Source organism: Pseudonocardia hydrocarbonoxydans (genome assembly GCF_006539565.1).
GTDB lineage: Bacteria > Actinomycetota > Actinomycetes > Mycobacteriales > Pseudonocardiaceae > Pseudonocardia > Pseudonocardia hydrocarbonoxydans.
Genome location: NZ_BJNG01000035.1, coordinates 129,199 through 153,206, shown reverse-complemented (window position 1 = coordinate 153,206; position 24,008 = coordinate 129,199). Strand labels below are relative to the sequence as shown.

The 24,008-nt window shown below is 77.0% G+C and carries 23 protein-coding genes; 13 read left to right on the top strand and 10 right to left on the bottom strand.

Features of this window, described 5'->3' with window-relative positions; translation table 11 throughout:
- Both PHY01_RS26635 and PHY01_RS19250 read left to right on the top strand, forming a co-directional pair.
- A partial coding sequence (locus tag PHY01_RS26635) for a hypothetical protein (protein ID WP_170183882.1) occupies nucleotides 1-533 on the top strand: 533 nt, incomplete at its 5' end.
- Between the two features lie 28 nt (nucleotides 534-561).
- Nucleotides 562-2,994, top strand: a complete 2,433-nt coding sequence (locus tag PHY01_RS19250) for a hypothetical protein (protein ID WP_141280400.1) — start codon at nucleotides 562-564, stop codon at nucleotides 2,992-2,994.
- A 10-nt stretch (nucleotides 2,995-3,004) separates the two neighbouring features.
- Here PHY01_RS19250 and PHY01_RS19245 read toward each other — a convergent pair whose 3' ends face one another.
- Entirely contained in the window at nucleotides 3,005-3,892 is an 888-nt protein-coding gene (locus PHY01_RS19245) for a Gfo/Idh/MocA family protein (protein WP_141280422.1), read from the bottom strand.
- 27 nt (nucleotides 3,893-3,919) lie between these two features.
- Here PHY01_RS19245 and PHY01_RS19240 point away from each other — a divergent pair, with 27 nt between their 5' ends.
- Nucleotides 3,920-4,732, top strand: a complete 813-nt coding sequence (locus tag PHY01_RS19240) for an NUDIX hydrolase (protein WP_141280399.1) — start codon at nucleotides 3,920-3,922, stop codon at nucleotides 4,730-4,732.
- On the top strand, nucleotides 4,729-5,514 hold the full coding sequence (locus tag PHY01_RS19235; RefSeq protein WP_141280398.1) for an MBL fold metallo-hydrolase: 786 nt from the start codon (nucleotides 4,729-4,731) through the stop codon (nucleotides 5,512-5,514). Before PHY01_RS19240 ends, PHY01_RS19235 begins: the two co-directional genes overlap by 4 nt.
- 115 nt (nucleotides 5,515-5,629) lie before the next feature.
- On the opposite strand, the gene PHY01_RS19230 is transcribed toward PHY01_RS19235, so the two are convergent.
- From PHY01_RS19230 to PHY01_RS19220, 3 genes are all read right to left on the bottom strand, one after another.
- Nucleotides 5,630-6,868 carry an MFS transporter gene (locus PHY01_RS19230; RefSeq protein ID WP_141280397.1) on the bottom strand — a complete coding sequence of 413 codons (1,239 nt, stop codon included), beginning with the start codon at nucleotides 6,866-6,868 and terminating at the stop codon, nucleotides 5,630-5,632.
- Nucleotides 6,869-6,971: 103 nt separating this feature from the next.
- Nucleotides 6,972-7,646 (bottom strand): Crp/Fnr family transcriptional regulator, encoded by a 675-nt coding sequence (locus PHY01_RS19225; RefSeq protein ID WP_141280396.1) that lies wholly within the window; start codon nucleotides 7,644-7,646, stop codon nucleotides 6,972-6,974.
- A gap of 168 nt (nucleotides 7,647-7,814) precedes the next feature.
- Complete coding sequence (locus PHY01_RS19220) at nucleotides 7,815-8,066, bottom strand: hypothetical protein (protein ID WP_141280395.1); 252 nt, start codon at nucleotides 8,064-8,066, stop codon at nucleotides 7,815-7,817.
- 251 nt (nucleotides 8,067-8,317) lie between these two features.
- Here PHY01_RS19220 and nth point away from each other — a divergent pair, with 251 nt between their 5' ends.
- From nth to PHY01_RS19200, 4 genes are all read left to right on the top strand, one after another.
- On the top strand, nucleotides 8,318-9,094 hold the full coding sequence (nth, locus tag PHY01_RS19215; RefSeq protein ID WP_141280421.1) for an endonuclease III: 777 nt from the start codon (nucleotides 8,318-8,320) through the stop codon (nucleotides 9,092-9,094).
- Between the two features lie 100 nt (nucleotides 9,095-9,194).
- Nucleotides 9,195-9,839 carry a TlpA family protein disulfide reductase gene (locus tag PHY01_RS19210; RefSeq protein WP_246086009.1) on the top strand — a complete coding sequence of 215 codons (645 nt, stop codon included), beginning with the start codon at nucleotides 9,195-9,197 and terminating at the stop codon, nucleotides 9,837-9,839.
- Nucleotides 9,836-10,510 carry an NUDIX hydrolase gene (locus PHY01_RS19205; RefSeq protein ID WP_141280393.1) on the top strand — a complete coding sequence of 225 codons (675 nt, stop codon included), beginning with the start codon at nucleotides 9,836-9,838 and terminating at the stop codon, nucleotides 10,508-10,510. Before PHY01_RS19210 ends, PHY01_RS19205 begins: the two co-directional genes overlap by 4 nt.
- Nucleotides 10,511-10,520: 10 nt before the next feature.
- Complete coding sequence (locus PHY01_RS19200) at nucleotides 10,521-11,714, top strand: MarP family serine protease (RefSeq protein WP_141280392.1); 1,194 nt, start codon at nucleotides 10,521-10,523, stop codon at nucleotides 11,712-11,714.
- A gap of 5 nt (nucleotides 11,715-11,719) precedes the next feature.
- On the opposite strand, the gene PHY01_RS19195 is transcribed toward PHY01_RS19200, so the two are convergent.
- Nucleotides 11,720-13,000 (bottom strand): adenylosuccinate synthase, encoded by a 1,281-nt coding sequence (locus PHY01_RS19195; RefSeq protein WP_141280391.1) that lies wholly within the window; start codon nucleotides 12,998-13,000, stop codon nucleotides 11,720-11,722.
- 51 nt (nucleotides 13,001-13,051) lie between these two features.
- Here PHY01_RS19195 and PHY01_RS19190 point away from each other — a divergent pair, with 51 nt between their 5' ends.
- Both PHY01_RS19190 and PHY01_RS19185 read left to right on the top strand, forming a co-directional pair.
- The gene (locus PHY01_RS19190) at nucleotides 13,052-13,768 is read left to right on the top strand and encodes a hypothetical protein (RefSeq protein ID WP_246086008.1); all 717 of its coding nucleotides are present in this window, start codon (nucleotides 13,052-13,054) and stop codon (nucleotides 13,766-13,768) included.
- A 1,118-nt stretch (nucleotides 13,769-14,886) separates the two neighbouring features.
- Complete coding sequence (locus PHY01_RS19185; RefSeq protein ID WP_141280390.1) at nucleotides 14,887-15,078, top strand: hypothetical protein; 192 nt, start codon at nucleotides 14,887-14,889, stop codon at nucleotides 15,076-15,078.
- On the opposite strand, the gene PHY01_RS19180 is transcribed toward PHY01_RS19185, so the two are convergent.
- Nucleotides 15,075-15,740 carry a lysophospholipid acyltransferase family protein gene (locus tag PHY01_RS19180; protein WP_170183880.1) on the bottom strand — a complete coding sequence of 222 codons (666 nt, stop codon included), beginning with the start codon at nucleotides 15,738-15,740 and terminating at the stop codon, nucleotides 15,075-15,077. The genes PHY01_RS19185 and PHY01_RS19180 overlap by 4 nt on opposite strands.
- Nucleotides 15,741-15,952: 212 nt before the next feature.
- On the opposite strand from PHY01_RS19180, the gene PHY01_RS19175 reads away from it, so the two are divergent.
- Entirely contained in the window at nucleotides 15,953-17,521 is a 1,569-nt protein-coding gene (locus tag PHY01_RS19175) for an ABC-F family ATP-binding cassette domain-containing protein (RefSeq protein WP_218030227.1), read from the top strand.
- On the opposite strand, the gene PHY01_RS19170 is transcribed toward PHY01_RS19175, so the two are convergent.
- Nucleotides 17,496-17,708 (bottom strand): hypothetical protein, encoded by a 213-nt coding sequence (locus tag PHY01_RS19170; protein WP_141280387.1) that lies wholly within the window; start codon nucleotides 17,706-17,708, stop codon nucleotides 17,496-17,498. The two genes, PHY01_RS19175 and PHY01_RS19170, sit on opposite strands and share 26 nt — an antisense overlap.
- Before the next feature lie 149 nt (nucleotides 17,709-17,857).
- Between PHY01_RS19170 and allB the strand changes: the two genes are divergently transcribed.
- Both allB and alc read left to right on the top strand, forming a co-directional pair.
- Nucleotides 17,858-19,177: an allantoinase AllB gene (gene allB / locus PHY01_RS19165; RefSeq protein WP_141280386.1), complete on the top strand. Its 1,320-nt coding sequence runs from the start codon at nucleotides 17,858-17,860 to the stop codon at nucleotides 19,175-19,177.
- On the top strand, nucleotides 19,174-20,220 hold the full coding sequence (gene alc / locus PHY01_RS19160; protein WP_141280385.1) for an allantoicase: 1,047 nt from the start codon (nucleotides 19,174-19,176) through the stop codon (nucleotides 20,218-20,220). Before allB ends, alc begins: the two co-directional genes overlap by 4 nt.
- Here alc and PHY01_RS19155 read toward each other — a convergent pair.
- The 3 genes from PHY01_RS19155 to PHY01_RS19145 are packed head-to-tail and all read right to left on the bottom strand — an operon-like array spanning nucleotide 20,204 to nucleotide 24,008.
- Nucleotides 20,204-22,771 (bottom strand): molybdopterin-dependent oxidoreductase, encoded by a 2,568-nt coding sequence (locus PHY01_RS19155; protein ID WP_141280384.1) that lies wholly within the window; start codon nucleotides 22,769-22,771, stop codon nucleotides 20,204-20,206. The two genes, alc and PHY01_RS19155, sit on opposite strands and share 17 nt — an antisense overlap.
- Nucleotides 22,768-23,541 (bottom strand): FAD binding domain-containing protein, encoded by a 774-nt coding sequence (locus PHY01_RS19150; protein WP_141280383.1) that lies wholly within the window; start codon nucleotides 23,539-23,541, stop codon nucleotides 22,768-22,770. The genes PHY01_RS19155 and PHY01_RS19150 overlap by 4 nt, the downstream gene beginning before the upstream one ends.
- Nucleotides 23,541-24,008, bottom strand: a complete 468-nt coding sequence (locus PHY01_RS19145; RefSeq protein ID WP_141280382.1) for a nucleoside deaminase — start codon at nucleotides 24,006-24,008, stop codon at nucleotides 23,541-23,543. Before PHY01_RS19145 ends, PHY01_RS19150 begins: the two co-directional genes overlap by 1 nt.

Genomic DNA, 24,008 nt, shown 5'->3' with positions numbered 1-24,008 from the left:
GGCGGCTGCGCGACTGGCTCGCCGCAGGCGCCCACCAGCCGCTGGCCGCGATGCTCACCCGCGAGCTGCTGCGCCACCGCCTCGGCCTCACCGACGACGAGCGGGCGCTGCTCGTCGCAGGCGCGGGTGAGTGGGGGGCGTCGCGGCGGCTGCTGGAGGCCGTCCTGCCGCTGGACGGGCCGCCGCACTGCGAGGTCGTGTTCCGTTCCGGCCCCGACGCGCCCGACGCCGCCGCGCTCAGCGTGCTCGGCGTCGTCCGCGGCCACCCGGGGTGCGTCGAGCTGCGCCAGGCCTGGCGTGCCGGCCCGCGCGGCGACCAGCGGGTGCTGGTCGTCCACGGCGGTGAGCGGCCGTGGGAGCTGACCGGAACCCTGCAGCGGGTCCTGCGCGCCCACGGTGACCGCACACCGTGCGTCGAGGTGCTCCCGGCGCACGGGGAGCCCCCGGCCTACCACCAGGCGGCCATCATCGGATCGGCGCCGCTGTGGACGGCCTCGCGCTCCCCCCGGGACGCCGTCGCCGCCGGCCGCTGACCCGCAACGCATGGAACGGGAGATCCGGATGGACGACCGGACGACGGGCGACTCGCCCCACGAGATCCTGCTGGCCCTGGCCGGCCGCGTCGACGACGACCTGCTCGCCTGGTGCCGCGAGCTCGTCGCGGTCGGCGAGGACGGCCGCGCGCTGGAGCTGATCACGGGCACCCTGGCCGCCGACGGCACCGCGCTCACGCCGGGCGACCGGGCCGCCGTCGTCGCCGCCGCCCGGGCCGCGCGCACCGATCTCGACCCCGACGCGGTCCTGCCCGCGGCCTCCGCCGACGCCGCCACCGCCCATCGCTTCGACGCCGGTCGCGGCGTCGAGCACCTCGCCGCGGCCGTGGGCGCGCTGCCCGAGCGGCTGGTCGCGGGCTGCCGCACCTGGGTGACCTTCCGGACCACGCCCGCCGGCTCGGCGCCCGGCCCGCTGCCGCAGCCGGTCGTCCTCGTCGAGGTCCCGGCCGGCGACCAGCGCCCCGTCGACGTCCTGGGCTACCAGCTCTCCATCGCCTGCGTGCGCGTCGGCGCCCCCGCCGCGGTCGAGGTCGTCGTCGCGGGCGCCGCCCGGCCCGGCTACCAGCAGGCCGCCCTCGCCGCCGCCGTGGCCGTCCACGGGGCGGACGAGGCGGCCGGCGGGCTCGACACCGACGCGATCGCCGTGCAGCACCCCGGCCCCGCCGAGGCCGAGACCCCACCGACCGGGATTGCCCGCACGCCCGCCCCCGACCAGCCGGTCCCCGCTCCCCAGCACCGCCGTTACCGCCGCGAGGCCGCCCCCGGGGACGAGACGTCGTGGGACTTCGGCGCGGCGCCCGCCCCGGCAGCCCCGGCCGCCCCGGCCGACGACCGGACCCCGGATGCCGGTCTGCCGCTGTTCGGCCGGTCCGCCCCGGATGCCGACCCGCCGCTGTTCGGCTGGTCGGGTGTCGGCCGGTCCGCCGTACCGGCCCCGGAGGCGGGCGCGGTGACCGTCGGCGGGATGGCGTCGGTCGACGAGCCGGTCGGCACGGGCTCGGAGTCGCCCGGGCCGGACTCGCCCACGTCGGCGTCGTCCGGGTCGGACCTGCCCGGGTCGGACCTGCCCGGGCCGGACATGACCGGGCCCGACCCGACCGGGTCGGACCTGTTCGGGTCGGGCCGTGGCCGGCCGGATGCCGCCGGTGCGGGCCTGGGCGACGCGTCGGCCCCCGGTGCGTCCGACGCCGCCGGGCCGGAGCCCGACGCGGGGTCGCCCCTCGTGGAGTCGCCGCGTGCGGGGTCCCCCGACGCGCCGGGCGACGCCGACGCGCCGGACACCGACCCGATCGGCACCCGCCCCGCCGTCGCCCACCCGGACACCTCCGGTGCGTCCGACCCCAGCTCTCCGTCCGGCCCCAGCTCTCCGTCCGGCCCCAGCTCTCCGTCCGGCACCGCCCCGCAGCCCGTCGTCCTCCCGGCCGACGCCGCGACGGTCCCGGCCGACGCCGCTCCGGACGACGCCGTCCCGGACGACGCCGCTCCGGCCGACGCCGCTCCGGACGACGCAGCCCCGGGTGACGCCGTGGTCGCCCCGGGCGAGGACGCCGAACCGGGCGAGGACGCCGGCCCGGGTGAGGACGCGGCCGCCGCGGACCCGGCGGCCGACCCCGCCCCCGCCCCGGTCACGCCGCTGCGGGTCCGCACCGACCCGCCCCGTCCCCGCCCCACGGCCCTGCCCGGATCCCCGCGGTCCCTGCCGAGCCCGATCCCGCTCGGCAGGCGCCGCCCGCTGGCCCCGGTCTCGGACCTCCCCCGCGACCCGGTCCGGCCCGCGGCCGCCGGGTCCGACGGCCCGGCCCTCGCCTCGATCGGCGACCCCTTCGGCGCCCCGGCCGGCGAGCGCGAGTCCTACGGCCTGCCGACGATCGACGAGGCCGACCCGCTCGGCCTGGGCCGGCTCCCGATGCACGACGCCGGGGACCACGGCGGCGACCACCGGTCCGACGAGCAGGACGGCACGCCCGTCGCCGACGACTGGCTGGCCGACTGGATCTCCGGCGACTGGGCGATGTCGCGCTCGGCGGGCTCCCCGGACCCGCTCGACCCGCAGGAGCCCCTGCCCGGGCCGTCCGTCCTGCCCGATCCCGACGCCCGGTCGCCCCGGCCCCGGGACGCAACGGATGCCCACCAGGCAGGCCCGCCCCCGTCGCCCCGGCCTGCGCCGTTGCCCCAGCGCCCGTTGCCCCAGCGCCCCTCGTCGGAGCACCCGTCGTCGGAGCGCCCGTCGCCCGCCCCGTACACCGCACCCGCACCCGCGCCCGGCCCGGCACCGGACGACTCGGCCCGGCTCTCCGAGGCCGACCGCGACCTCCTCGCCCGCCTGCAGGCCGAGCTGGGGGTCGGCGACGCCCCGAAGCCGCGGGTCTCCCGTCGGGCCGGCATCGCGGGCGAGCCCGGGAACGGCCGGGCGCCGCAGCCGCCGGACCGGGCGGGCTGAGCGCGCCGGGTCAGCCCGCGGCCCGGCCCACCTCGTCGACGATCTCCTGCAGGCGCAGGCCGCGGGCGACGTCGAGGGCGACCGGCGGGCCGCCGCGCACGGCGTCGACGAACCCGTCGAGCAGCCGTGCGTAGCAGGCCGGGGCGTCGGCGGCGCGCCCGCTGAGGCGGTGCCTGCCGACGCCGCCGAAGGCCGTCAGCTCGATCTCCGACGGGTCGACGGGCAGCCGCAGCGAGATCGTTGCGGTGCTGTGCGCGCCGCCGGCGTGCCGCAGGGCGAAGCGCCACAGGTCGGGCTCGTCGTGGTGGGCCCAGTCGACGCCGGTGACGGGGCCGAGCGCAGCGTCGAGGAGGTCGACGACGTGCGGGCCGAGATCGAGCAGCGCACCGCGCTCGGCCCGCCACGTCGACGCCGCGTACGGGCCGCCGAGCAGGGAGCCCGACAGCCAGCGGACCGCCCCGACGCTGTCGGGACCCGCCCCGCCGGGCACCCCGGACAGCCAGGCGGAGATCTCGGGGTCGTAGCGCAGCGTCAGTACCAGCGCCGTGGTGACGCCGACCGCGGCCCGGGCCACCGCGCGGGCCCCGTCGAGATCGGCGGCGAGCGGCTTCTCGCAGATCAGGTGCCGGCCCGCCCGCGCCGCCCGCACCGCGAGCCCGGCCTGCACCTGAGGCGGTACCGCGAACGCCACGGCGTCGACGGCGTCGAGCAGCTCCTCGAACGACCCCACCGCGCGCCCGCCCAGCACGCCGGACATCTCGTCGGCGACCTCGGGCCGGCGGGTCCACAGCGCCGTCAGCTCGGTGCCGGGGTGGGCGGCCACCGCGGGCCCGTGCACCCGCCGCGCCCACGGCCCGCCCCCGACCAGCCCCACGCGCAGCGCTCCCACGTGCGTCATCATGCCGGGGACATAGGGTGACCCCCCGTGACCCCCGAACCGGCCGTCCCCCGCCCCGCGGCCACCGTGCTGCTCCTCCGGGACGCCCCCGGCGACCGGCCGTTGCAGGTGTTCCTGCAGCGGCGGGTGGCCGGGATGGTGTTCGCGGGCGGGATGACGGTGTTCCCCGGCGGCGGGGTCGACGCCGCCGACACCCCCGATCCGCGGCTGTGGTCCGGTCCCGATCCGGGGTGGTGGGGCGAGCGCCTGGAGGCCGATGCCGGGCTCGCGGGCCGGCTGGTGCACGCGGCCGTCCGCGAGGTGTTCGAGGAGTGCGGGGTGCTGCTGGCCGCGCGCCCCGACGGCTCGCTCCCCGGCCCGATGGAGCTCGCGCAGGCCCGTGCCGACCTCGTGGCCCGGCACCGGACGCTCGCCGACGTCCTCGCGCAGGGCGATCTCGTGCTCCGCGCCGACCTGCTCGACGCCTGGGCGCGCTGGATCACCCCCGAGGAGTCGCCGCGCCGCTACGACACGGCGTTCTTCGTCGCGGCGGTGCCGCACGGCCAGGAGGCCGACGCGCACACGACCGAGGCCGTCGAGGCGGCCTGGTGGCACCCCGCCGAGGCGCTGCAGCGGTGGCGGGCCGGGGAGATGGAGCTGATGGCGCCCACGTTCCGCACGCTGCAGGAGATCGCGGAGTACCCCGACACCGCGTCGGTGCTCGCCGCGGCCGCCGCGCGGACGGTGCGGCCGGTGATCCCGCGGGTCAAGCGCGAGGGCGACGAGGTGGTGGTCGTCCTGCCCGGTGACGAGGGTTTCGAGGTGGCCGTCGGGCACCTGACGCCGGGCGACCCGCGATGACCCATCCCGCCCCCCGCGTCCTGCGGCCCGTCACCCCGCTCGCGTCGGTGCTGCTGGCCGACAACCCGTCCCCGATGACGCTGGAGGGCACCAACTCCTGGGTGCTGCGGGCGCCCGGCGTCGAGGAGTGCGTCGTCGTCGACCCCGGTGACGACGAGATCGGGCACCTCGAACGCGTCGCCGCGCAGGGCCCGGTCGCGCTCGTACTGCTCACCCACCGCCACCACGACCACGCCGGCGGTGCCGCCCGGTTCGCCGAGCTGACCGGGGCACCGGTTCGCGCGCTCGACCCGTCGCTGGTGCTCGGGTCCGAGGCGCTGGGCGTGGGCGAGGTGGTGGCCGCGGCGGGCGTCGAGCTGCGGGTCGTCGGCACGCCGGGGCACACCTCGGACTCGGTGTCGTTCCTGCTCGACGGGCCCGGCGCCGCACAGGCCGTCCTCACCGGCGACACGATCCTGGGGCGCGGCACCACCGTCATCGACCACCCCGACGGCGCGCTGGGCCCCTACCTCGACTCGCTGCGCCGCCTCGCCGACCTCGCCCCCGGCACCGCGGTGCTGCCCGGGCACGGCCCGGACCTGCCCGACGCGCCCGCCGTCGCCGCGGCGTACCTGGCGCACCGCGAGCAGCGCCTCGACCAGGTCCGCGACGCACTGGCGACGCTCGGGCCCGCCGCGACCGCCCGCCAGGTGGTGGAACTGGTCTACGCCGACGTCGACGAGTCGCTGTGGCCCGCCGCCGAGTGGTCGGTGCAGGCCCAACTGGCCTACCTGCGCCCCTGACCGCGGCCCCGCCCGCTCCGCCCCGCGTTGCAGTGGGGTGGCTCCACTCCCACCTGGTTGCAGTGAAGCCACCCCACTGCGACTCACGGGGGCGCGGGGCCGCGGGGCGCGGGTGTCAGGCCGCCGTCAGGTGCTCCGCCGGGCGCGGGGCCAGCGTGCCGCGCCGCCACCACAGCGCCGCGGCCACGATCCCGCCCGCCACCCCGCCCACCAGGAACGAGCTGGCGGCCCCTGCGGTGTCGACGGCCAGCCCGGCCAGCACCTGCCCGGACGAGATGCCCAGCACCGCCGCCGTGACGACCCACCCGAACGCCTCGGTCGACGTGCCGGCGGGAGCGGTGGCCTCCACGCCGAGGGAGTGGGCGGTGACCTGCGGGGTGATCAGCGCCCCGGCCGCCAGCATCGCGACGACGAGCACCGGCAGCGACGCCAGCGGCCCGACCAGCGCCATCGCCGTGACGCAGGCGGCGAAGGCGGCCAGCAGGGACGGCATCCGCAGGTGCAACGGCCGGGGCCAGGGCCGCAGCGAGTACAGGACGCCCGCGACGACCGAGGCCACCGACCACGCGGAGAGCAGCACGCCACCCAGCGTCGGGGAGCCCTGCTCGGTGGCCACGGCGTTGACGCCCACCTCGACCGAGCCGATCACGAGGCCGAAGCCCAGCGAGGCCAGCGTGACGGTGCGCATGCCGGGCGGGCGCAGCGCGCCGAGCATCCCGATCGACGGCCCGCCCGCCGACGGCCGCTGCGTGCGGACCGGGCGGCTGAGGGCGAAGATCGTGGTGCCGATGACCATGCCCGCGATCGCCACGACGAGCGCGGTGCCCGGCCACGGCGCGGTGACCAGGAACGCGGCCAGCGCCGGGCCGAGGATGAAGAAGGTCTCCAGGCTGATTGCCTCGTAGCTGTACGCGGCGTCGCGGCGCGGCCCGGCCGGCACGAGACGGGCCCACAGCGACCGCGAGGCGCCCGGCATCGCCGGGCGCACCAGGCCCGACAGCGCCGCCGCGCCGACCAGCAGCGGCAGCGCCGCCCCGCTCTCGATCGCCAGGACGAGCCCGGCCCCGGCCAGCGCGTAGAGGCCCGCGGCGAGCAGCAGCGGCCGCGTCGGCCCCGTCCGGTCCATCCAGCGCCCCTGCGCGACCGCGCCGAGCGACTCCCCGGCCAGCGTGCCCGCCGACACCACCGCGGCCACGGCGTAGGACCCGGTGACCCGCTGCACGTAGAGCAGGACGGCCAGGGTCGTCATGGCGATCGGCAGCCGCGCCAGCGCCGAGGCGAGGGCGGGGACGAGCGCGCCGGGGGAGGTCAGGGCGGCGCGGTAGTCGGCCAGCGCCGCGGACGAGGAGGACACGTCCCCCAGGGTCGCACGATCTGGCACGCCCGTACCACTTTATTGTCCCCGGACGCGACGAACGGCACCCCCGACCCGGGAGTGCCGTTCGGCGGAGCCGTGTCTAGCGGGCCCGGCGGGCCAGGCGCTCGGGCTCCAGGATGAGCACGCTCTTGCCCTCCAGGCGCAGCCAGCCGCGGTGCGCGAAGTCGGCGAGGGCCTTGTTGACGGTCTCGCGGCTCGCGCCGACGAGCTGCGCGATCTCCTCCTGCGTCAGGTCGTGCGTGACGCGCAGCAGACCCGACTCCTGCGACCCGAACTGGCGCGCCAGCTGCAGCAGCGACTTCGCCACGCGGCCGGGGACGTCGGTGAAGATGAGGTCGGCGAGCATGTTGTTGGTGCGGCGCAGCCTCCTGGCCAGGACGCGCAGCAGCTGCTCGGCGATCTCGGGACGCTTGCCGATCCACTCCCGCAGCGCGGCGCGGTCCATCGTGTAGCTGCGGACCTCCGTGACGGCCGTGGCCGACGACGTGCGCGGGCCCGGGTCGAAGATCGACAGTTCGCCGAACATGTCGGACGGGCCGGCCACCATCAGCAGGTTCTCGCGGCCGTCGGGGGACTTGCGGCCGATCTTGACCTTCCCGGTCGCGACGATGTATAGCCGGTCGCCCGGTTCGCCCTCCGCGAAGATCACGTGCCCCCGCGGGAACTCCGCCGGCTCCAGCGCCTGCGCCAGGGCCTCGGCCGCGTGCGGCTCGACCCCCTGGAAAATGCCTGCGCGGATCAGAATCTCGTCCACTTCACCGCTCCTCGTCCCAGCCGCAGCCCCGCGGCGGATCACCGGCGCGTCAGTGTAGGGGGTGCACCCACACGCCGTGACGTCGCGCGGGTCGTTTTCCGTCCACGACCGGGCGACTTCGCGGCCCGGACCGCCCCGGGGACCCGGCGGCGGCCCATGCCACGCAGGTCAGGCGGCCGTGTCGCGCTTCTGCGGCCGGCGACCGCGCGGCCCGCGGTTGCGGAGCCGGAACAGCTCGAGGGCGCGGCCGGTGCCCTGCCGGAACAGGGCGCTGACCTCGTCGGGGCGGGGGCGTTCGAGCAGCTCCTCGAGCTCCTCGGGACGCACGGTGGACTCCCGCAGCCTGGACTCGACGCGCTCCATGCCGAGCGCGAAGAACATCACCAGCAGCGGTACGAGGACGGAGAGCCAGGCAGTCATGTCAGGGAGGATGATCCCGCACCCGTCCGGGTTACGGCCGACCGGGGTCGACGTGGCGTGGTCCCGATACCCAAACGTGTCCGGGTGTTCGGACGGCCGGCCGGCGGTGAGGTGGGGGCGGGCCGTCGGTGGCCCGCCGTAGGCTCGGGGGCGTGACCGCACCCTCCGCACAGGCCCGTCGGGCGGCCGCGCTCGCGAAGCGGGTGGCGGCGGGCGAGCCGTCGCTCGGGCGGGCCCGCCGGGTCGGCCGGATGCTGCGCGAGCTCACCGCCACCCACGTCGACGCGCACTGCGAGCTCGATTTCCGCACGCCGCTCGAGCTGGCCGTCGCCACCATCCTGTCCGCGCAGAGCACGGACAAGGGCGTCAACCTCGTCACCCCGGCGCTGTTCGCCCGCTACCCCACCGCGCTCGCCTACGCGCAGGCCGACCGGGCCGAGCTGGAGGAGATGATCCACAGCACCGGGTTCTTCCGGAACAAGGCCTCGTCGCTGATCGGGCTGGGTGCCGCGGTCGTGGAGAAGCACGGCGGCGAGCTGCCGCACACGCTCGACGAGCTGGTGGCCCTGCCCGGGATCGGGCGCAAGACGGCCAACGTCATCCTCGGCAACGCGTTCGGCGTCCCGGGGATCACCGTCGACACCCACTTCGGGCGCCTGGTCCGCCGCTGGGGCTGGACGGACCTGGAGGACCCGGTCAAGGTCGAGCACGCGGTCGGGGAGCTGGTGCCCCGGCGCGAGTGGACGATGACCTCGCACCGCGTGATCTTCCACGGCCGCCGCGTCTGCCACGCCCGCAAGCCCGCCTGCGGGGCCTGTTCGCTGGCCGCCGACTGCCCCGCCTACGGCGAGGGGCCCACCGATCCCGTCCTCGCCGCGAAGCTGGTCAAGGGCCCGTCGCGGCCGTTCCTGCTCGCGCGGGTCGGGCTGGCCGACGACGGTGCCCCGCTGGAGGCCCCGGCCGACTCGCCCGCGGGCCTCGACGCCGCCGCGGCCACCCCGTCCGCGATCGAGCAGGACGTGCCGTGACGCCGCGCCGCGCACCGTCCGGCCCCGCGCGCACCCTCGACGGTGCGCGCCGGGCCGCAGGATGCGCGCGGGACGTGCCGGGTGCCCGTCCCGGGGACCGGTGAGCGACCGGGTCGGCCCGGGCCGGGCCGAGATCGTGTCCACGGCGGTGGTCGTGCTCCTCGTCGCGCTGGCGGTGTTCGCGCTGTGGCCGCGCCCGTCCGCGGGTCCCGCCGTCGCCGACGGCCCGGCCGCCCCGTCGGCGGTGGCGGTGTCCGACGCCGAGCTGGCCCCGCTGCGCGCCGCGGCCGCTCTCCCGGCCTGCCCCGCCCCCGGCGCACCGGGCGTCGGGGGGCCGCTGGCCGGCGTCACGGTGGCCTGCCTGGGGGCCGAGGGCGCGGTCGACCTCGGCTCCGTCGCGGCGGACGGCCCGGTACTGCTCAACCTGTGGGCCTCCTGGTGCGCGCCGTGCCGCGAGGAGCTGCCCGCGCTCGCCGCGTACGCCGCCCGCCCCGGCGCGGTGCCGGTCCTGCTGGTCGACGTCGACGACGACCCGCGCGCCGCGCTGCGCACCCTCGGCGAGCTCGGCGTCGCCCTGCCCTCCGCGCTCGACGCGGGCACCGCGGTGCGCACCGCGCTCGCCGTGCCGCCGGGCCTGCCGTACTCGTTCCTCGCCCGCCCCGACGGCTCGGTCGCCCGCGTCGACCCCCCGGTGCCGTTCACCGGTGCCGACGACGTCGCGGACGCCGTCGCGGAGCTGTCGTGAGCCCGCTGCGGCCCGAACGGGTCTCCGCCCGGCTCCGGCCGCTGCTCAGCGCCGTCCGCGACGTCGACGCCGTCACGCTGAGCCGCCACCGCATCCCGCCGCCCGACGGCGGGCGCCGCGCGGCCGTCCTGATCCTGGTCGGCGAGGACCCCGAGCACGGCCCGGACGTGCTGCTGGTGGAGCGGGCGAGCACGCTGCGCGACCACGCGGGCCAGGTCGCCTTCCCCGGCGGCGGGTCCGACGACGGCGACGCCGACGCGGTGGCCACCGCCCTGCGCGAGGCCGAGGAGGAGACCGGGCTCGACCCGTCGGGCGTCGTCCCGCTGGCGCTGCTGCCGGAGCTGTTCATCCCGCCGTCGGGGTTCGTCGTCACGCCGGTGCTCGCGCAGTGGGAGCGCCCGAGCGCGGTGCACGCGGTCGACGCGGCGGAGACCGCGGGCGTCGCCCGGGTGCCGCTGGCCGCGCTCGCCGACCCGGCGAACCGGATCCAGGTGGGCCATCCCTCCGGCTACGTCGGGCCGGGCTTCCTGGTGGCGGGCCTGCTCGTGTGGGGCTTCACCGGGGGCCTATTGTCCGCGCTGTTGGATCTGGGTGGCTGGGCGCGGCCCTGGGAGCCGTCCCGGGTGCTGGATCTGGACGAGGCGTGGACACGTGCCCGCGCGGGAGCATGAGGAGACCGTCGTGAGCTGGGTCGACCTCATCGTCGTCGTGCTGGCGCTCGTCGCCGGCGTGTCCGGGTGGCGGCACGGGATGGCGGTGGCGCTGCTGTCGTTCGTCGGGGTGCTCGGCGGTGCGGTGCTCGGCGTGCGCCTGGCGCCGCTGCTGGCGTCGGGCATCGAGTCCACGAGCACGCGCATCATCGTCAGCATCGTGGTCGTCGTGCTGCTCGTCGCGCTCGGCGAGACCACCGGCGTCTTCTTCGGTCGCCGCATCCGCGACCGGATCACCGGGGAGCACACGCTGCGCGTCGACTCCACGCTCGGTTCGGTGCTGCAGGCGCTCACCGTCGTCATCGCGGCCTGGCTGGTGGCGTTGCCGCTGGCCTCCGCGAGCTTCCCCGGGCTGGCCTCCGGCGTCCGCGGCTCGGAGGTGCTGCGCGTCGTCGACTCGGTGATGCCCGCGAGCGCCAGGGCCCTGCCCGACGAGCTGCGCCGGCTGCTCGACGACTCCGGCTTCCCGCAGATCCTCAGCCCGTTCGACGAGACGCCGATCGAGGAGGTCGGCCCGCCCGACCCGGCGCTGCTGGCGAGCCCGGTGGTCGAGGAGGTCGCCGACAGCGTGCTGAAGGTGCGCGGCCGCGCGCCGTCGTGCCAGCGGGCGCTGGAGGGCACCGGCTTCGTCATCGGCGACGGTCTGGTCATGACCAACGCGCACGTCGTGGCCGGAACCGACGACGTCGGCGTCGAGGTGGCCGGCCGCCGCGGCCCGGTCGAGCTCTCCGGCGAGGTCGTGCTCTACGACCCGGCCGTCGACATCGCGGTGCTGCGCATCCCCGAGCTCGACGCCCCCGCGCTGCAGTTCCGGCCGGAGCCGGCGCAGGTCGGGGAGGACGCGATCATCCTCGGCTACCCGCTCGACGGCCCGTTCACGGCGTCGGCGGCCAAGGTGCGCCAGGAGATCACGCTCAACGGCCCCGACATCTACGACGAGTCCACCGTCTCCCGCAACGTCTACACCGTCCGCGCGGTCGTCCGCTCCGGCAACTCCGGCGGGCCGATGATCGACCGCGACGGCCAGGTGATCGGTGTGGTGTTCGGCGCGGCGCTCGACGACAGCGAGACCGGGTTCGTGCTCACCAACGAGCAGGTCGCGGCGTCGGTGAACCCGCAGGCCCGGCTCGACGACGAGGTCGGCACCGGGGCCTGCGCGAACTGACCCGGCTACACGTCGCGGGTGATCGTCTGGTCGCGGCCGGGGCCGACGCCGATCGCGCTCACCGGGGCGCCGGTCAGCTCCTCGATGCGGTGCACGTAGGCGCGGGCGTTGGCCGGCAGCTCGTCGAAGGTGCGGCAGGCCGAGAGGTCCTCGAACCAGCCGGGCAGCTCCTCGTAGACGGGCACGGCGTGGTGCACGTCGGTCTGCGTCATCGGCATGTCGTCGACGCGCTTGCCGTCGACCTCGTAGGCGACGCACACCGGCACCGTCTCCAGGCCGGAGAGCACGTCGAGCTTGGTGAGGAAGAAGTCGGTGATGCCGTTGACGCGCACGGCGTAGCGGCCGATCACGGCGTCGAACCAGCCGCAGCGGCGCGGGCGCCCTGTCGTGACGCCGACCTCGCCGCCGGTCTTGCGCAGGTGCTCGCCCATGGCGTCGAGCAGCTCGGTCGGGAACGGGCCGGAGCCGACGCGCGTGGTGTAGGCCTTGAGGATCCCGATCACCCGGGTGATCTTGTTCGGGCCGATTCCCGACCCCACCGCCGCGCCGCCCGCCGTCGGGTTCGAGCTGGTGACGAAGGGGTACGTGCCGTGGTCGACGTCGAGCAGCGTGCCCTGCGAGCCCTCCAGCAGCACCGACTCGCCCGCCTCCAGCGCCTTGTTCAGCAGCAGCCGCGTGTCGGCGATGCGGTCGGCGAACTTCTGCGCGTGGCCGAGCACGGTGTCGACGACCTGCTCGACGTCGAGGGCGCGGCGGTTGTAGACCTTGACCAGGATCTGGTTCTTCAGGTGCAGCGCCGCCTCCACCTTCTGGTGCAGGATCTTCTCGTCGAGCACGTCGGCCACGCGGACGCCCACCCGGGAGACCTTGTCCTGGTAGGCCGGGCCGATGCCGCGGCCGGTCGTGCCGATCTTGGCCTTGCCCAGGAACCGCTCGGTGACCTTGTCCATCTCCACGTGGTACGGCATGATCAAGTGCGCGTCCGCGGAGATCATCAGGCCGCTGGTGTCGACGTCGCGGGCCTCCAGGCCGGACAGCTCCTCCAGCAGCACGCCGGGGTCCACCACCACGCCGTTGCCGATGACGTTCGTGACGCCCGGGGTGAGGATGCCCGACGGGATCAGGTGCAGCGCGAAGTTCTGGCCGTCCGGGAGCACGACGGTGTGGCCGGCGTTGTTGCCGCCCTGGTACCGCACCACCCACTGCACCTGGTCGCCGAGGATGTCGGTGGCCTTGCCCTTGCCCTCGTCGCCCCACTGGGCGCCGATCAGGACGATCGCGGGCATGTTTGACTCCAGATCTGAGATCAACGTGGCGGCGGGAGGGTAACCGATCAGGTGGGCGCGATCGACTCGGAACTGCTGGTGCTGACCTGCGGGGACCCGACCCGGGAGCGGTGGCTCCCCTTCCACGGTAGTCGGCGGCCCCCCGCGTTCGGCGGGGTCCCCACCGTTGCGCTGCCCGCCGCGGCCGGGCGCGCGGACATCGACGCGGCGCTGCGCGCGCACGATCCCCGCCGTGTCGTCGTCCACGGCACCGACGCCGATCTGGCCGCCGTCCTGCTGCGCCTGCTGCGCACCGAGCGGCTCGACGTCGAGGTGGCCTTCGTCGCGGCCGGGCGGTCGGCGGCCGCGGCGGTGTGGGGGCTGGGCCGCGACCCGTCGCTCGCGCTGACCGGGTCCGCGTCGCCGGTCCCGCTGGTGCGCGACGACACGGGCGGGGTGCTGGTCGGGCGCGGCGAGATCCGTGACCTCGACGGCGAGTGCTACTGCGACGACGACCTGGTCCTGCGCGGCCGCACCCCCCGCCTGGTGGTGGCGGCGGGCCCGGACGGGATCGGGGTGCGCGCCGGCCGCGGCCCCGGCCTGCCCTCGGGCCCCCCGCACCCGGTGGACCAGGCGGCGCGTTCCGGCCGCGGCTCGTCGCGGGGCCGGGCGGTGCAGGTCGGCGGGCTGCCGTTCACGGTGGTGGCCGACGGCGTGGCCCACCCCCGCCCTCTGGAGCGCCGCACCTGGTACCGCCACACCGCCGACTGGCTGCTCGTCCGGCCCTGACGGCCCGGCGCAACCGCGCAGGTCGGACACCCGGCTGCGGACGGCGACGCGTGAGCAGGTCGGACACCGGCCTCTCGCACACCGAGCCCGGTCCCCGTGCGAGCAGCCGGAACCTGTGCGCGAGCCGCGGTGCGGGTTCGGGCCGGGTGGGGTGTCGGGGAGTCGCGGTAGCGTCGGGGGCGATGCAGCGGCGCGCGGTCGAGACGGCGAGCGCCCGGCCTCGACGGCGGGTCTCGTGGCTCCGGGGCGACCCCGGGGCGCACCACCTCTCCGAGGCACGGCGTCCCGCGCAGGCGAGGCAGGTACGGCATGCCCACGCTGCGCGGCCGACGGGAACACCGGTCGTCCGCGTCCGCTGCATCGCCACCCGGCCACGGGCCCCGCGCACCGATTCGGCGCCCGCGCCCGTCCGGGTGTGCGCGGACGGCGGGACCGGGTCCGTCGATGCCCGTGCCCCGGGTCGTCGCGTACCCGGCCCGAGGGTCGCCTCCGACCCGGTGCGACCGTCGGGTGCCGGTCGCCCGGTGCGGCGGGGTGGGCCCGATGGCGCCTGACCCGCACACCGTGGCCGCTGCGGCCCTGGACGGTCGCTGGACCCTCGACGACCTCACTGCCCGGCTGGCCGCCCTCGCCGGCTGGGGCGGCCCGGACGAGGTGGGTGACGTGGTCGCCCGCCTGCTCGCCCGCTGGCGCCGGGCCCCCCGTGCGTCGCGGGAGTCCGTCGTCGCGGAGGTGGCCGTGCTGCTGGCCGCCCGGCCGCGGCGCCGCCACGTCGAGCCGGAGGGCCCGCCCCGGCCGCAGTGGCGCTGGCCGGTCGAGCCCTGGACCGGACTCGACGCCCTCGCGCGGGGCCTCGACCTGCGCGGCGGCGAGCTGGACCGGTTCGCCGACCGCGGCGGCTGGCTGCACCGCGCCCCGCCCGGCCCGGCCCGGCCCGCTGCACCACTACCGCCGTCGGTGGACGCCGTCGCGGTCGGGGGTGCCGCGGCTGATCGAGACCCCGGGCCCGCGGCTGCAGGAGCTGCAGCGCCGCGTCGGGCGCCGGGTGCTGGCCCGGATCCCGGTGCACGACGCCGCGCACGGCTACGTCCGCGGCCGGTCCCCGCACCCTGGCCGCGATGCACGCGGGCCGGGCGATGGTCGTCCGGCTCGATCTGGAGGGGTTCTTCGGCCACGTGTCCGGCGCCAGGGTCGCGGGGCTGCTGCGCACGGCGGGCTACCCGGAGGCGGTCGCGGCGGCACTGGCCGGGCTGCTGGTCACCAGCACCCCGGCCGCCCGGTACGGCCGCTACGCCGGGGCTAGGACCTAGGCCGCCGCCGGCCGCTCGTGGTAGGTGTCGACGTACTCCTGCTGCGAGAGCGTGGCGATGGCGTCCATGATCTGGTCGGTCACGGCGCGGCGGATCGCAGGGGAGCTCTCCAGGCCGTCGTAGCGGGAGAAGTCCAGCGGAGGGCCGTAGCGGACGACCACCCGCCGCAGCCGCGGCAGCCGCGTGCCCACCGGCTGGACCCGCTCGGTGCCCACCAGCGCGACCGGCACGACCGGGGCGCCGGTGCCGAGCGCGAGGGTGGCGACGCCGGTGTGCCCGCGGTGCAGCCGCCCGTCGAGCGAGCGGGTGCCCTCGGGGTAGATGGCGAAGGCACCGCCCGCGTCGAGCACGCTGCGCCCGGCGTGCAGCGCGTCGAGCCCCGCCCTGGCCGAGCCGCGGTCGACCGGCACGTAGCCCAGCGCGGACAGGAACCGGGACAGCGCCCGGCCCTTCAGCCCGCGCCCGACGAAGTACTCCGCCTTGCCCAGGAACGCGACGGGACGGCGCGCCGTCAACGCGATGACGGCGGTGTCGACGGCGGCGCGGTGGTTCGCCGCGAGGATCAGGGCCCCCCGTCTGGGGAGCCGCTCCGCCCCGTGGACGGCGGGCCGCCACAGCAGCCGGACGAGGGGCGCGAGCAGGTAGCGCACGATGAGCTGCACGGGCGGGGAACGCCGCGCACGACCTGCCGGTTCCCGGCCCCACCCGGATGGCTCAGCGCCGCCGGGAGCCGCGGGGGGCCCGGCCGGAAACCGGTTGCGACGCGACCCCGGCCGGGGCAGGGTCGGGCACGTCATGTGGATCTGAGCGCACCCCGCACCCGCCCGCGGCCCGGCCCGGCGGATGCCCCTCCCCGTTCCCCGGTGGTGTGCCCGTGCCCGCAGCCCTCCTCGCCCACGACCTCGTCCGCGTCCACGGCGACCGGATCGTTCTCGACGGCGTCTTCCTCACAGCGGCCCCCGGTCGCCGGATCGGCCTGATCGGGGAGAACGGGGCGGGCAAGTCGACGCTGCTGCGCCTGCTCGCCGGTGTGGAGCGGCCCGACGCCGGCTCCGTCGAACGCCCCGCCGACCTGGGCTTCGGCGCCCAGGAGTCCCCCTTTCCCCCGGACGCGACCCTCACCGACGTCCTCGACGACGCGCTGCGCGACGCGCACGCGGCCGTCGCCGCGGTGGACGCACTGGCGGGGCGGCTCCCGGACCGTGCCGACGAGTACGCCGAGCGGCTGGAGTGGGCCCGCGACCACGACGCCTGGGACGCCGACCGCCGCGCCGAGCTCGTCCTCGACGGCCTCGGGCTGGCCGCGATCGCCCGCGACCGCCCACTGGGCTCGCTCTCCGGCGGCCAGCGCAGCCGCGTCGGGCTCGCCGCGCTGCTGGTCCGCCGCCCGGACGCCCTGCTGCTCGACGAGCCCACCAACCACCTCGACGACGGCGCCACCGCGTTCCTGGAGGAGACGCTGCGCGCGCTGCCCGGCGTCGTCGTGCTGGCCAGCCACGACCGGGCGTTCCTCGACGCGGTCTGCACCGACGTCGTCGACCTCGACCCGGCCGCCGGCGGCCCGGTGCGCCACGGCGGCAACTACTCGGCCTACCTCGCGCAGCGCCGCGCCGCCCGGGAACGCTGGGAGCAGCGCTACGCCGCGGAGCAGGACGAGCTGGGTGAGCTGCGGGTCGCGGTGGCGGTCACGGCGCGGGAGGTGGCGCCGGGGCGTCCGCGGGGCAACGAGCCCAAGATGTTCTACGGGTTCAAGCGCGGCCGGGTGCAGAGCCAGGTCTCGCGCCGCGTCCGCAACGCCCGCCGCCGCCTCGACGAGCTCGAGCGCGACCAGGTGCCCCGCCCGCCCGTACCGCTCCGCTTCGACGGGACCCTCGGTGCCGCCGTGTCCGGGCCGGCCGCGGCGCTGCGCGGGATCCGGGTGCCGGGCCGCCTCGTCCTCGACGCCCTCGACGTCGGTGCCACCGACCGCCTGCTCGTGACGGGCGCGAACGGCTCGGGCAAGTCGACGCTGCTCGCCGTGCTGGCCGGGCACCTCGGCGCCCACGGCACCGTGCACCGCAGGCGCGGCCTGCGCGTCGGCCTGCTGGCCCAGGACGTCGGCCTCCCCGACCCGGACCGCACCCCGCGCGAGTACTACGGCGAGCACCCGGTCCCGCTGCGCGACCTCGGCCTGGTCCACCCGCGCGACGTCGACCGGCCCGTCGGCGTCCTGTCGGTGGGCCAGCGGCGGCGGGTGGAGCTGGCGGTGCTCGTCGCCGCTGCTCCGCAGCTGCTGCTGCTCGACGAGCCGACCAACCACCTGTCACCGGCCCTGTGCGACGAGCTGGAGGACGCGCTCGGCGTGAGCCCGGGCGCGGTCGTCGTCGCCAGCCACGACCGGTGGCTGCGCCGCCGCTGGAGCGGCCGGGAGCTGGACCTCAGACCGAGAACGCCACCAGCGTGACGATCAGGGCCACCACGTAGGCGACGGAGAACGCCACGAGGTCGCCCATGTGCACCCCGTGGCTGCGGGTGACGTTCAGCACGACCGGGCCGATGGTGGTGGTGGCCGCGACGGCGAGCCCGAACAGCGTGGCGCCGATCCAGGCCAGTCCCACGACCAGCAGCCGGACCGATCCGCTCGCACGCACGGGAGGATTCACACGTGGAGGACGTCCGGGCCGCCGTTCAGGTTCCCGATGCGCCACGCCGGCGATCCTACGTCCGTTCACCCGCCGTAGGTCTGCCGGTCACGTCGGGGAGGATCGGCGCGACGGACGCACCACCGGAGGGAGTCGGCGTGCACGACCTGGTGTTCCGGGCGGGGCGGATCGTCACGCCCGCGGGTGAGCGGCCGGGCTGCGTCGCCGTCCGCGACGGGCGGATCGCCGCGGTGCTGCCGATCGGGGCCCCCGTCGACGGCGAGGTGGTCGACCTGGCCGCCGACGAGGTGCTGGTCCCGGGGCTGGTCGACACCCACGTGCACGTCAACGAACCGGGCCGCACCGAGTGGGAGGGCTTCGCCTCCGCGACGGCGGCGGCCGCGCTCGGCGGCGTCACGACCCTGGTCGACATGCCGCTCAACTCGATCCCGCCGACCGTCGACGTGGCCGCACTGGCGACCAAGCGCGAGGCGGCGCGGGGACGGTGCCACGTCGACGTCGGGTTCTGGGGCGGGGCGGTCCCGGGCAACCTGGCCGAGCTGCGCCCCCTGCACGACGCGGGCGTGTTCGGGTTCAAGTGCTTCCTGCTCGACTCCGGGGTCGAGGAGTTCCCGCCGCTGCCGCCGGGGGAACTCGAACCGGTGCTGCGCGAGCTGACCGGGTTCGGCGCCCGGCTGATCGTGCACGCCGAGGACGCCGAGTCGGTCGACCGCGCCCCGGCACCGGGCCCGGCGTACCGCAGCTTCCTGGAGTCCCGCCCGCGCGGCGCGGAGAACCTCGCGATCGCCTGGCTGCTCGAACGGGCGCGGTGGACCGGGGCGGCGGTGCACGTGCTGCACCTGAGCAGCTCCGACGCGCTGCCGATGCTGGCCTCCGCGCGCCGCGACGGCGTCGACGTCACGGTGGAGACCTGCCCGCACTACCTGACCTTCGCCGCCGAGGACGTGCCCGACGGCGCCACGCAGTACAAGTGCTGCCCGCCGATCCGCGAGGCCGCCAACCGTGAGCTGCTGTGGCGCGGGCTGGCCGACGGCGTGATCGACGTCGTGGTGTCCGACCACTCCCCGTGCACACCCGAGCTCAAGCGCGGCGACTTCGGCTCCGCATGGGGCGGCGTCGCATCGCTGCAGGTGGGGCTGGCCGCCGTGTGGTCGGGGGCCCGCGCGCGCGGCCACTCCCTCGCCGACGTCGTCGGCTGGACGGCGACGGCGCCCGCGCGGCTCGCCGGCCTCGACGCCAAGGGGGCGATCGCGCCGGGCCGCGACGCCGACCTCGTGGTGTTCGCCCCGGACGAGCCGTGGGTCGTCGACGCCCACCGGCTCGCCCACCGCAACCCCGTCACCCCCTACGACGGCCGCGCGCTCACGGGGGTGGTGCGCGGGACCTGGCTGCGCGGGCGCAGGATCGACGTCACCGGGCCGCCGGCCGGCCGCCTGCTGCGACGAGGAGCGCCGTGAGTTTCCTGCACCTGCCCGACCTCGCCGCCCGCGCGCTCGGGGGCGCGGTCGTCGCGGCGAACGACGACTTCTTCGCCGACCGCGCCGCCCTCGTACAGCCCTACCCGGTCCGCGAGCACCCGGAGTTCGGGTACCGCGGCAAGGTCTACGACGGCTGGGAGACCCGGCGGCGGCGCGAGCCCGGCGTCGACCACGCGATCGTGCGGCTCGGCGCGCCGGGGATCGTGCGCGGCGTCGTCGTCGACACGGCCTACTTCCGCGGCAACTACCCGCCGCAGGTCTCCGTCGACGGCACCGCCGTGGAGGACCACGACCTCACCGGCGCGGTGTGGACCCCGCTCGTCGCGCCGTCGGCGGCGCAGGGCGACACCGCCAATGCCTACGCCGTCGACGACGACCACCGCTTCACCCACCTGCGCCTGACGATGCACCCCGACGGCGGCGTCGCCCGGTTCCGCGTGCACGGCGAGGCGGTGCCCGACCCGCGCGACCTGCACGGCACCGTCGACGCGGCGACGCCGGCGCTCGGCGGCCGGATCGAGGACTGCTCGAACCTGTTCTACTCCGCGCCCGCCAACCTGCTGCGCCCCGGACCGGCCCGCGACATGGGCGAGGGCTGGGAGACCGCGCGCCGCCGCGACGACGGGAACGACTGGGTGCTGGTGGCGCTGGCCGGGGAGACCCGGCTGCGCGAGGTCGTGTTCGACACCAGCCACTTCCTGGGCAACGCACCCGGATGGGTCGGGATCACCGACGGTGCCGGGGGCGTCGTCGTGCCCCGCCGCCCGGTGCTGCCCGACACCCCGCACCGCTTCCGGATCGCCCCCGGCGCCGTGCCGGTCTCCCGGCTGCGCGTCGACATCCACCCCGACGGCGGGTTCGCCCGGCTGCGCGCCCACGGCGAGCTGACGCCCGCGGCCCGTGCCGCCGCGGCGGCCCGGTTCGTCGAGGCGTTGCCCGACGCGCACCTGGAGACGCTGCTGCGCGCCCACGGCGCCGCCGACCGGGCGGGCCTGCTCGACCTGCTCACCGCCTCCGGGTGAGCCGCCAGATGCGGTCGCGGGTCATCGGGAGCTCCGTCGGGCGGACGCCGAGCGCGGCGCGGACCGCGTTGGCCAGCGCCGGCGCCACCGGGTTGTAGGGGGCCTCGCTCATCGACTTGGCCCCGAACGGGCCGTGCGCGTCGTGGGTGTCGGCGAACAGCACCTCGGTGCGCGGCACGTCGGCGACCTGGGGCACGTGGTAGTCGCGCAGCACCGCGGTGGTGACGCGGCCGGCGTCGTCGAGCACGACCTCCTCGAACAGCGCCGACCCGATCGCCTGCGCCACCCCGCCCTCCACCTGCCCGCGGCACTGCTCGGCGTTGAGCACCACCCCGGCGTCGACGGCCTGCACCGACCGCAGGATCGCCACCTCCCCGGTGTCGGGGTCGACCGCCACCCGGAACGCGTGGACGTTGAACGCGACCGACCGCGGGGTGCCGGCGTGCGTGGCGGTCGCGGTGGCCGGGCCACCCGCCGCGAGCTGTGCCCGCAGCGCCGTCGCCGCCGCGTGCAGGGCGCGCCCGGCCACCACCGACCCCGCCGAGCCGAACGCCCCGGTGTCGTACCCGACGGCGTCGGTGTCGGACTGGACCACCCGGATGCGGTCGGGTGTGGTGCCCAGCACCGTCGCGGCGAGCTGGACGTGCACCGTCGTGGTGCCGTTGCCGAACTCCGCGGTGCCGACGCGCACGGTGTAGCCGCCGTCGGCGTCCCGCGTCACCGACGCCTCGGCGTGGTGCCCGCGCGGCGGGATCGTCGCGATCATCGCCACGGCCATGCCCTCGCCGACCGGCCAGCCGTCGGGGGCGGGCAGGGCGTCGCGGGCGAGGGCGTCGCGGGCGAGGTCCAGGCACTGGTCGAGCCCGTAGCTGTCGCCGAAGGTGAGGTCGTCGGGGGCGTCGGAGGAGGCGACGAACGGGTCGCCCGGCACCACGACGTTGCGCCGCCGCAGCTCGAACGGGTCCATGCCCAGCCGGTGCGCCAGCTCGTCGAGCGCGCCCTCGATCCCGAACATCACCTGCCCCAGTCCGTACCCGCGGAACGCCCCCGAGGGCAGGGTGTGGGTGTAGACCGACCGCGCGTCCACCCGCTTGTTCGGGCAGCGGTACTGCGCCATCGACTCGTGGCAGCCGTGGAACATCACCCCCGGGCTGTGGTTGCCGTAGGCCCCCGCGTCGGCGAGCACGTCGATGGCCAGCGCGGTCAGCACGCCGTCGGAGGTGGCCCCGGCCCGTACCGACACGCTCATCGGGTGCCGGCACGGCGCGGTCGTCAGCTCGTCGGTGCGGGTGAGCTCGTACTGGACGGGCCGCCCGGTGGCGAGCACCGCGAGGGTCACCAGGTCCTCGGTGAGCATCTCCTGCTTGCCGCCGAACCCGCCGCCGACGCGCGCGGTGAACACCCGCACGTCGGCCAGGCCGAAGACGCGCGCGATCTCGTCGCGCACCAGGAACGGCACCTGGGTGCTGGTGCGCAGGACGAGCCGGTCGCCCTCGAGCCAGCCGACGGTGCCGTGGGTCTCCAGCGCGACGTGCGACACGCGCCCGGTGCGCCACGTTCCGGAGACGACGACGTCGGCCGCGGCCAGCCCGTCGTCGACCGACCCGACCTCGCCGTGCTGCTCGGCCACCAGGTTGCGCGCCGGGTCGGCGATCCGGGCCTCCGGGCCCTTGTCGCCGTGCACCTTCGGCGCGCCCGGCGCCAGCGCGGCGGCCGGGTCGAGCACCGCGGGCAGCACCTCGTAGTCGACGACGAGCGCGCGGCACGCGGCCTGCGCGACCGCCACCGAGTCGGCGACGACCGCGGCGACGCGCTGGCCGTGGAACCGCAGGACGGGGTCGAGGACGAGGGTGTCGTCGGGGTCGTCGAGCCGGTCGTCGTGGCGCCCGGTGGAGAACGCGACGGGCGGCGCGTCGAGGTGGGTGAGCACGGCGTGGACGCCGGGCAGCGCGGCGGCCGCCGAGGTGTCGATCGACCGGATCCGGGCGTGCGCGTGCGGGCTGCCGAGCACGGCCAGGTGCAGCAGCCCGGATGGTGGCTCGTCGAGGGTGTAGGGCTCCCGCCCGCTCACGATCCGGGGTCCCGCGGGCGCGGGCAGCGACCCGCCCGGGGCGCTCGCCGCCCGCCGCGTGGTGACGGTGCCGTCCAGGGCGTCGAGGATCGCCCGGTAGCCGGTGCAGCGGCACAGGCTGCCCTTGAGCAGCCTGCCGCGGTCGCCCGCGGGCAGCGCCGCCGCCGTCACGACCATCCCGGCGGTGCAGAACCCGCACTGGAACCCGCCCGCGTCGACGAAGCGCCGCTGGACGGGGTGCGGGTGCTCCGGCGTGCCCAGCCCGGCCGCGGTGGTGACGGCCCGCCCGGCCACGCGGAACGCCGGGTGGACGCACGAGTGCACCGGCGCGCCGTCGACGAGCACGGTGCAGGCGCCGCAGTCGCCCGCGTCGCAGCCCTTCTTGGGCGCGGTGTGCCCGAGCGAGCGCAGCAGCGTGCGCAGGCACCGGCCCGGCGCCGGGTCGGCCTCGGCGGGCACGCCGTCGACGGTGAACCTCACGCCAGCTCCTCCCGGACCTGCCCGGCCAGCACCCCGGTGACGTGCCGGCGCCAGTCGGGCGAGCCGTGCGGGTCGTCGTACCAGTCCGGGACGGAGTCCAGGGCCGCGACGATCTCGTCCGAGGACGGGACGTCCGGGAAGCCGAACCGCCACGGCCGCGGCGTCGCCGCGGTGACGCCCAGGACGAAACCGTCCCCGCGGCGGCCGGTGACCACCGCACCCGAGCGGCCCTGCGCCGAGAGCGCCGCCCGCCGGAACGCGAGCCGGGCCGACAGCGCCGCGGCGGGCAGCTCGAGCGACCGCAGCACCTCGCCGGGGCGCAGCGCCGTCGTCCGCACCCCGGTGACCAGGTCGACGACCGGCACGCGCCGGTCCTCGGTGGGCCCCCACAGCACCGCGACGCCGTCGAGCGCGACGGCCAGCGACGTCATCGACCCGGCGGGCAGCGCGAGGCAGACGTTGCCGCCCACCGTCGCCTGCGAGGTGATCTTGAACGAGGCCGCGAGCGCGCCCGCGCACTCGTCAGCGAGCGGGATCCCGGCGGCGACCAGCTCGTCGATCGTGCAGGTGGCGGCGACCGACACGCCGTCGGCGGTGCGGGTGACCGGCGCCCAGCCCAGCCCGGTGAGGTCGACGAGGGTGTGCAGGTGGTCCTGCGGCTGCGAGAACAGCCAGGTGCCCCCGGCCAGCACCGCCGTGCCCGGTCCGAGCCCGGCCAGCCCCGCCCGGTCGACGGGGCGGCGCAGCCCGGTGACGGTGGGCAGGTCCACTAGTAGGCGACCCGGTCGGCGGCGGCGAGCCAGGCGTCGAACGGCGCCGGGCCGGCCGGCAGCGCGACGGCCTCCACCCGCGTCGGCCAGGTGCCGCGGTCGCGGGCGAACAGCTCGTAGAACTCCCGGTCGTCGAACCCGCCGCGGGCGGCGTCGTGCCGGTCGGCGGCGTAGACGACGCGCTCGACCCGGGCCCACAGCGCCGACGCCATGCACATCGGGCACGGCTCGCACGAGGAGTACAGCGTGGCCCCGGCGAGGGAGAAGTCGCCGCGGGCGGCGCAGGCGGCCCGGATCGCCACCACCTCGGCGTGCGCGGTGGGGTCGTTGTCGCGCGTCACCCGGTTCTGCCCGCTCCCGATCCGCACCCCGCCGGCGACGAGCACCGCGCCGAAGGGCCCCCCGCCGTCGGCGACGTTCGCCACGGCCAGGTCGACCGCGGTGGTGAGCCAGTCGAGGTCCGACAT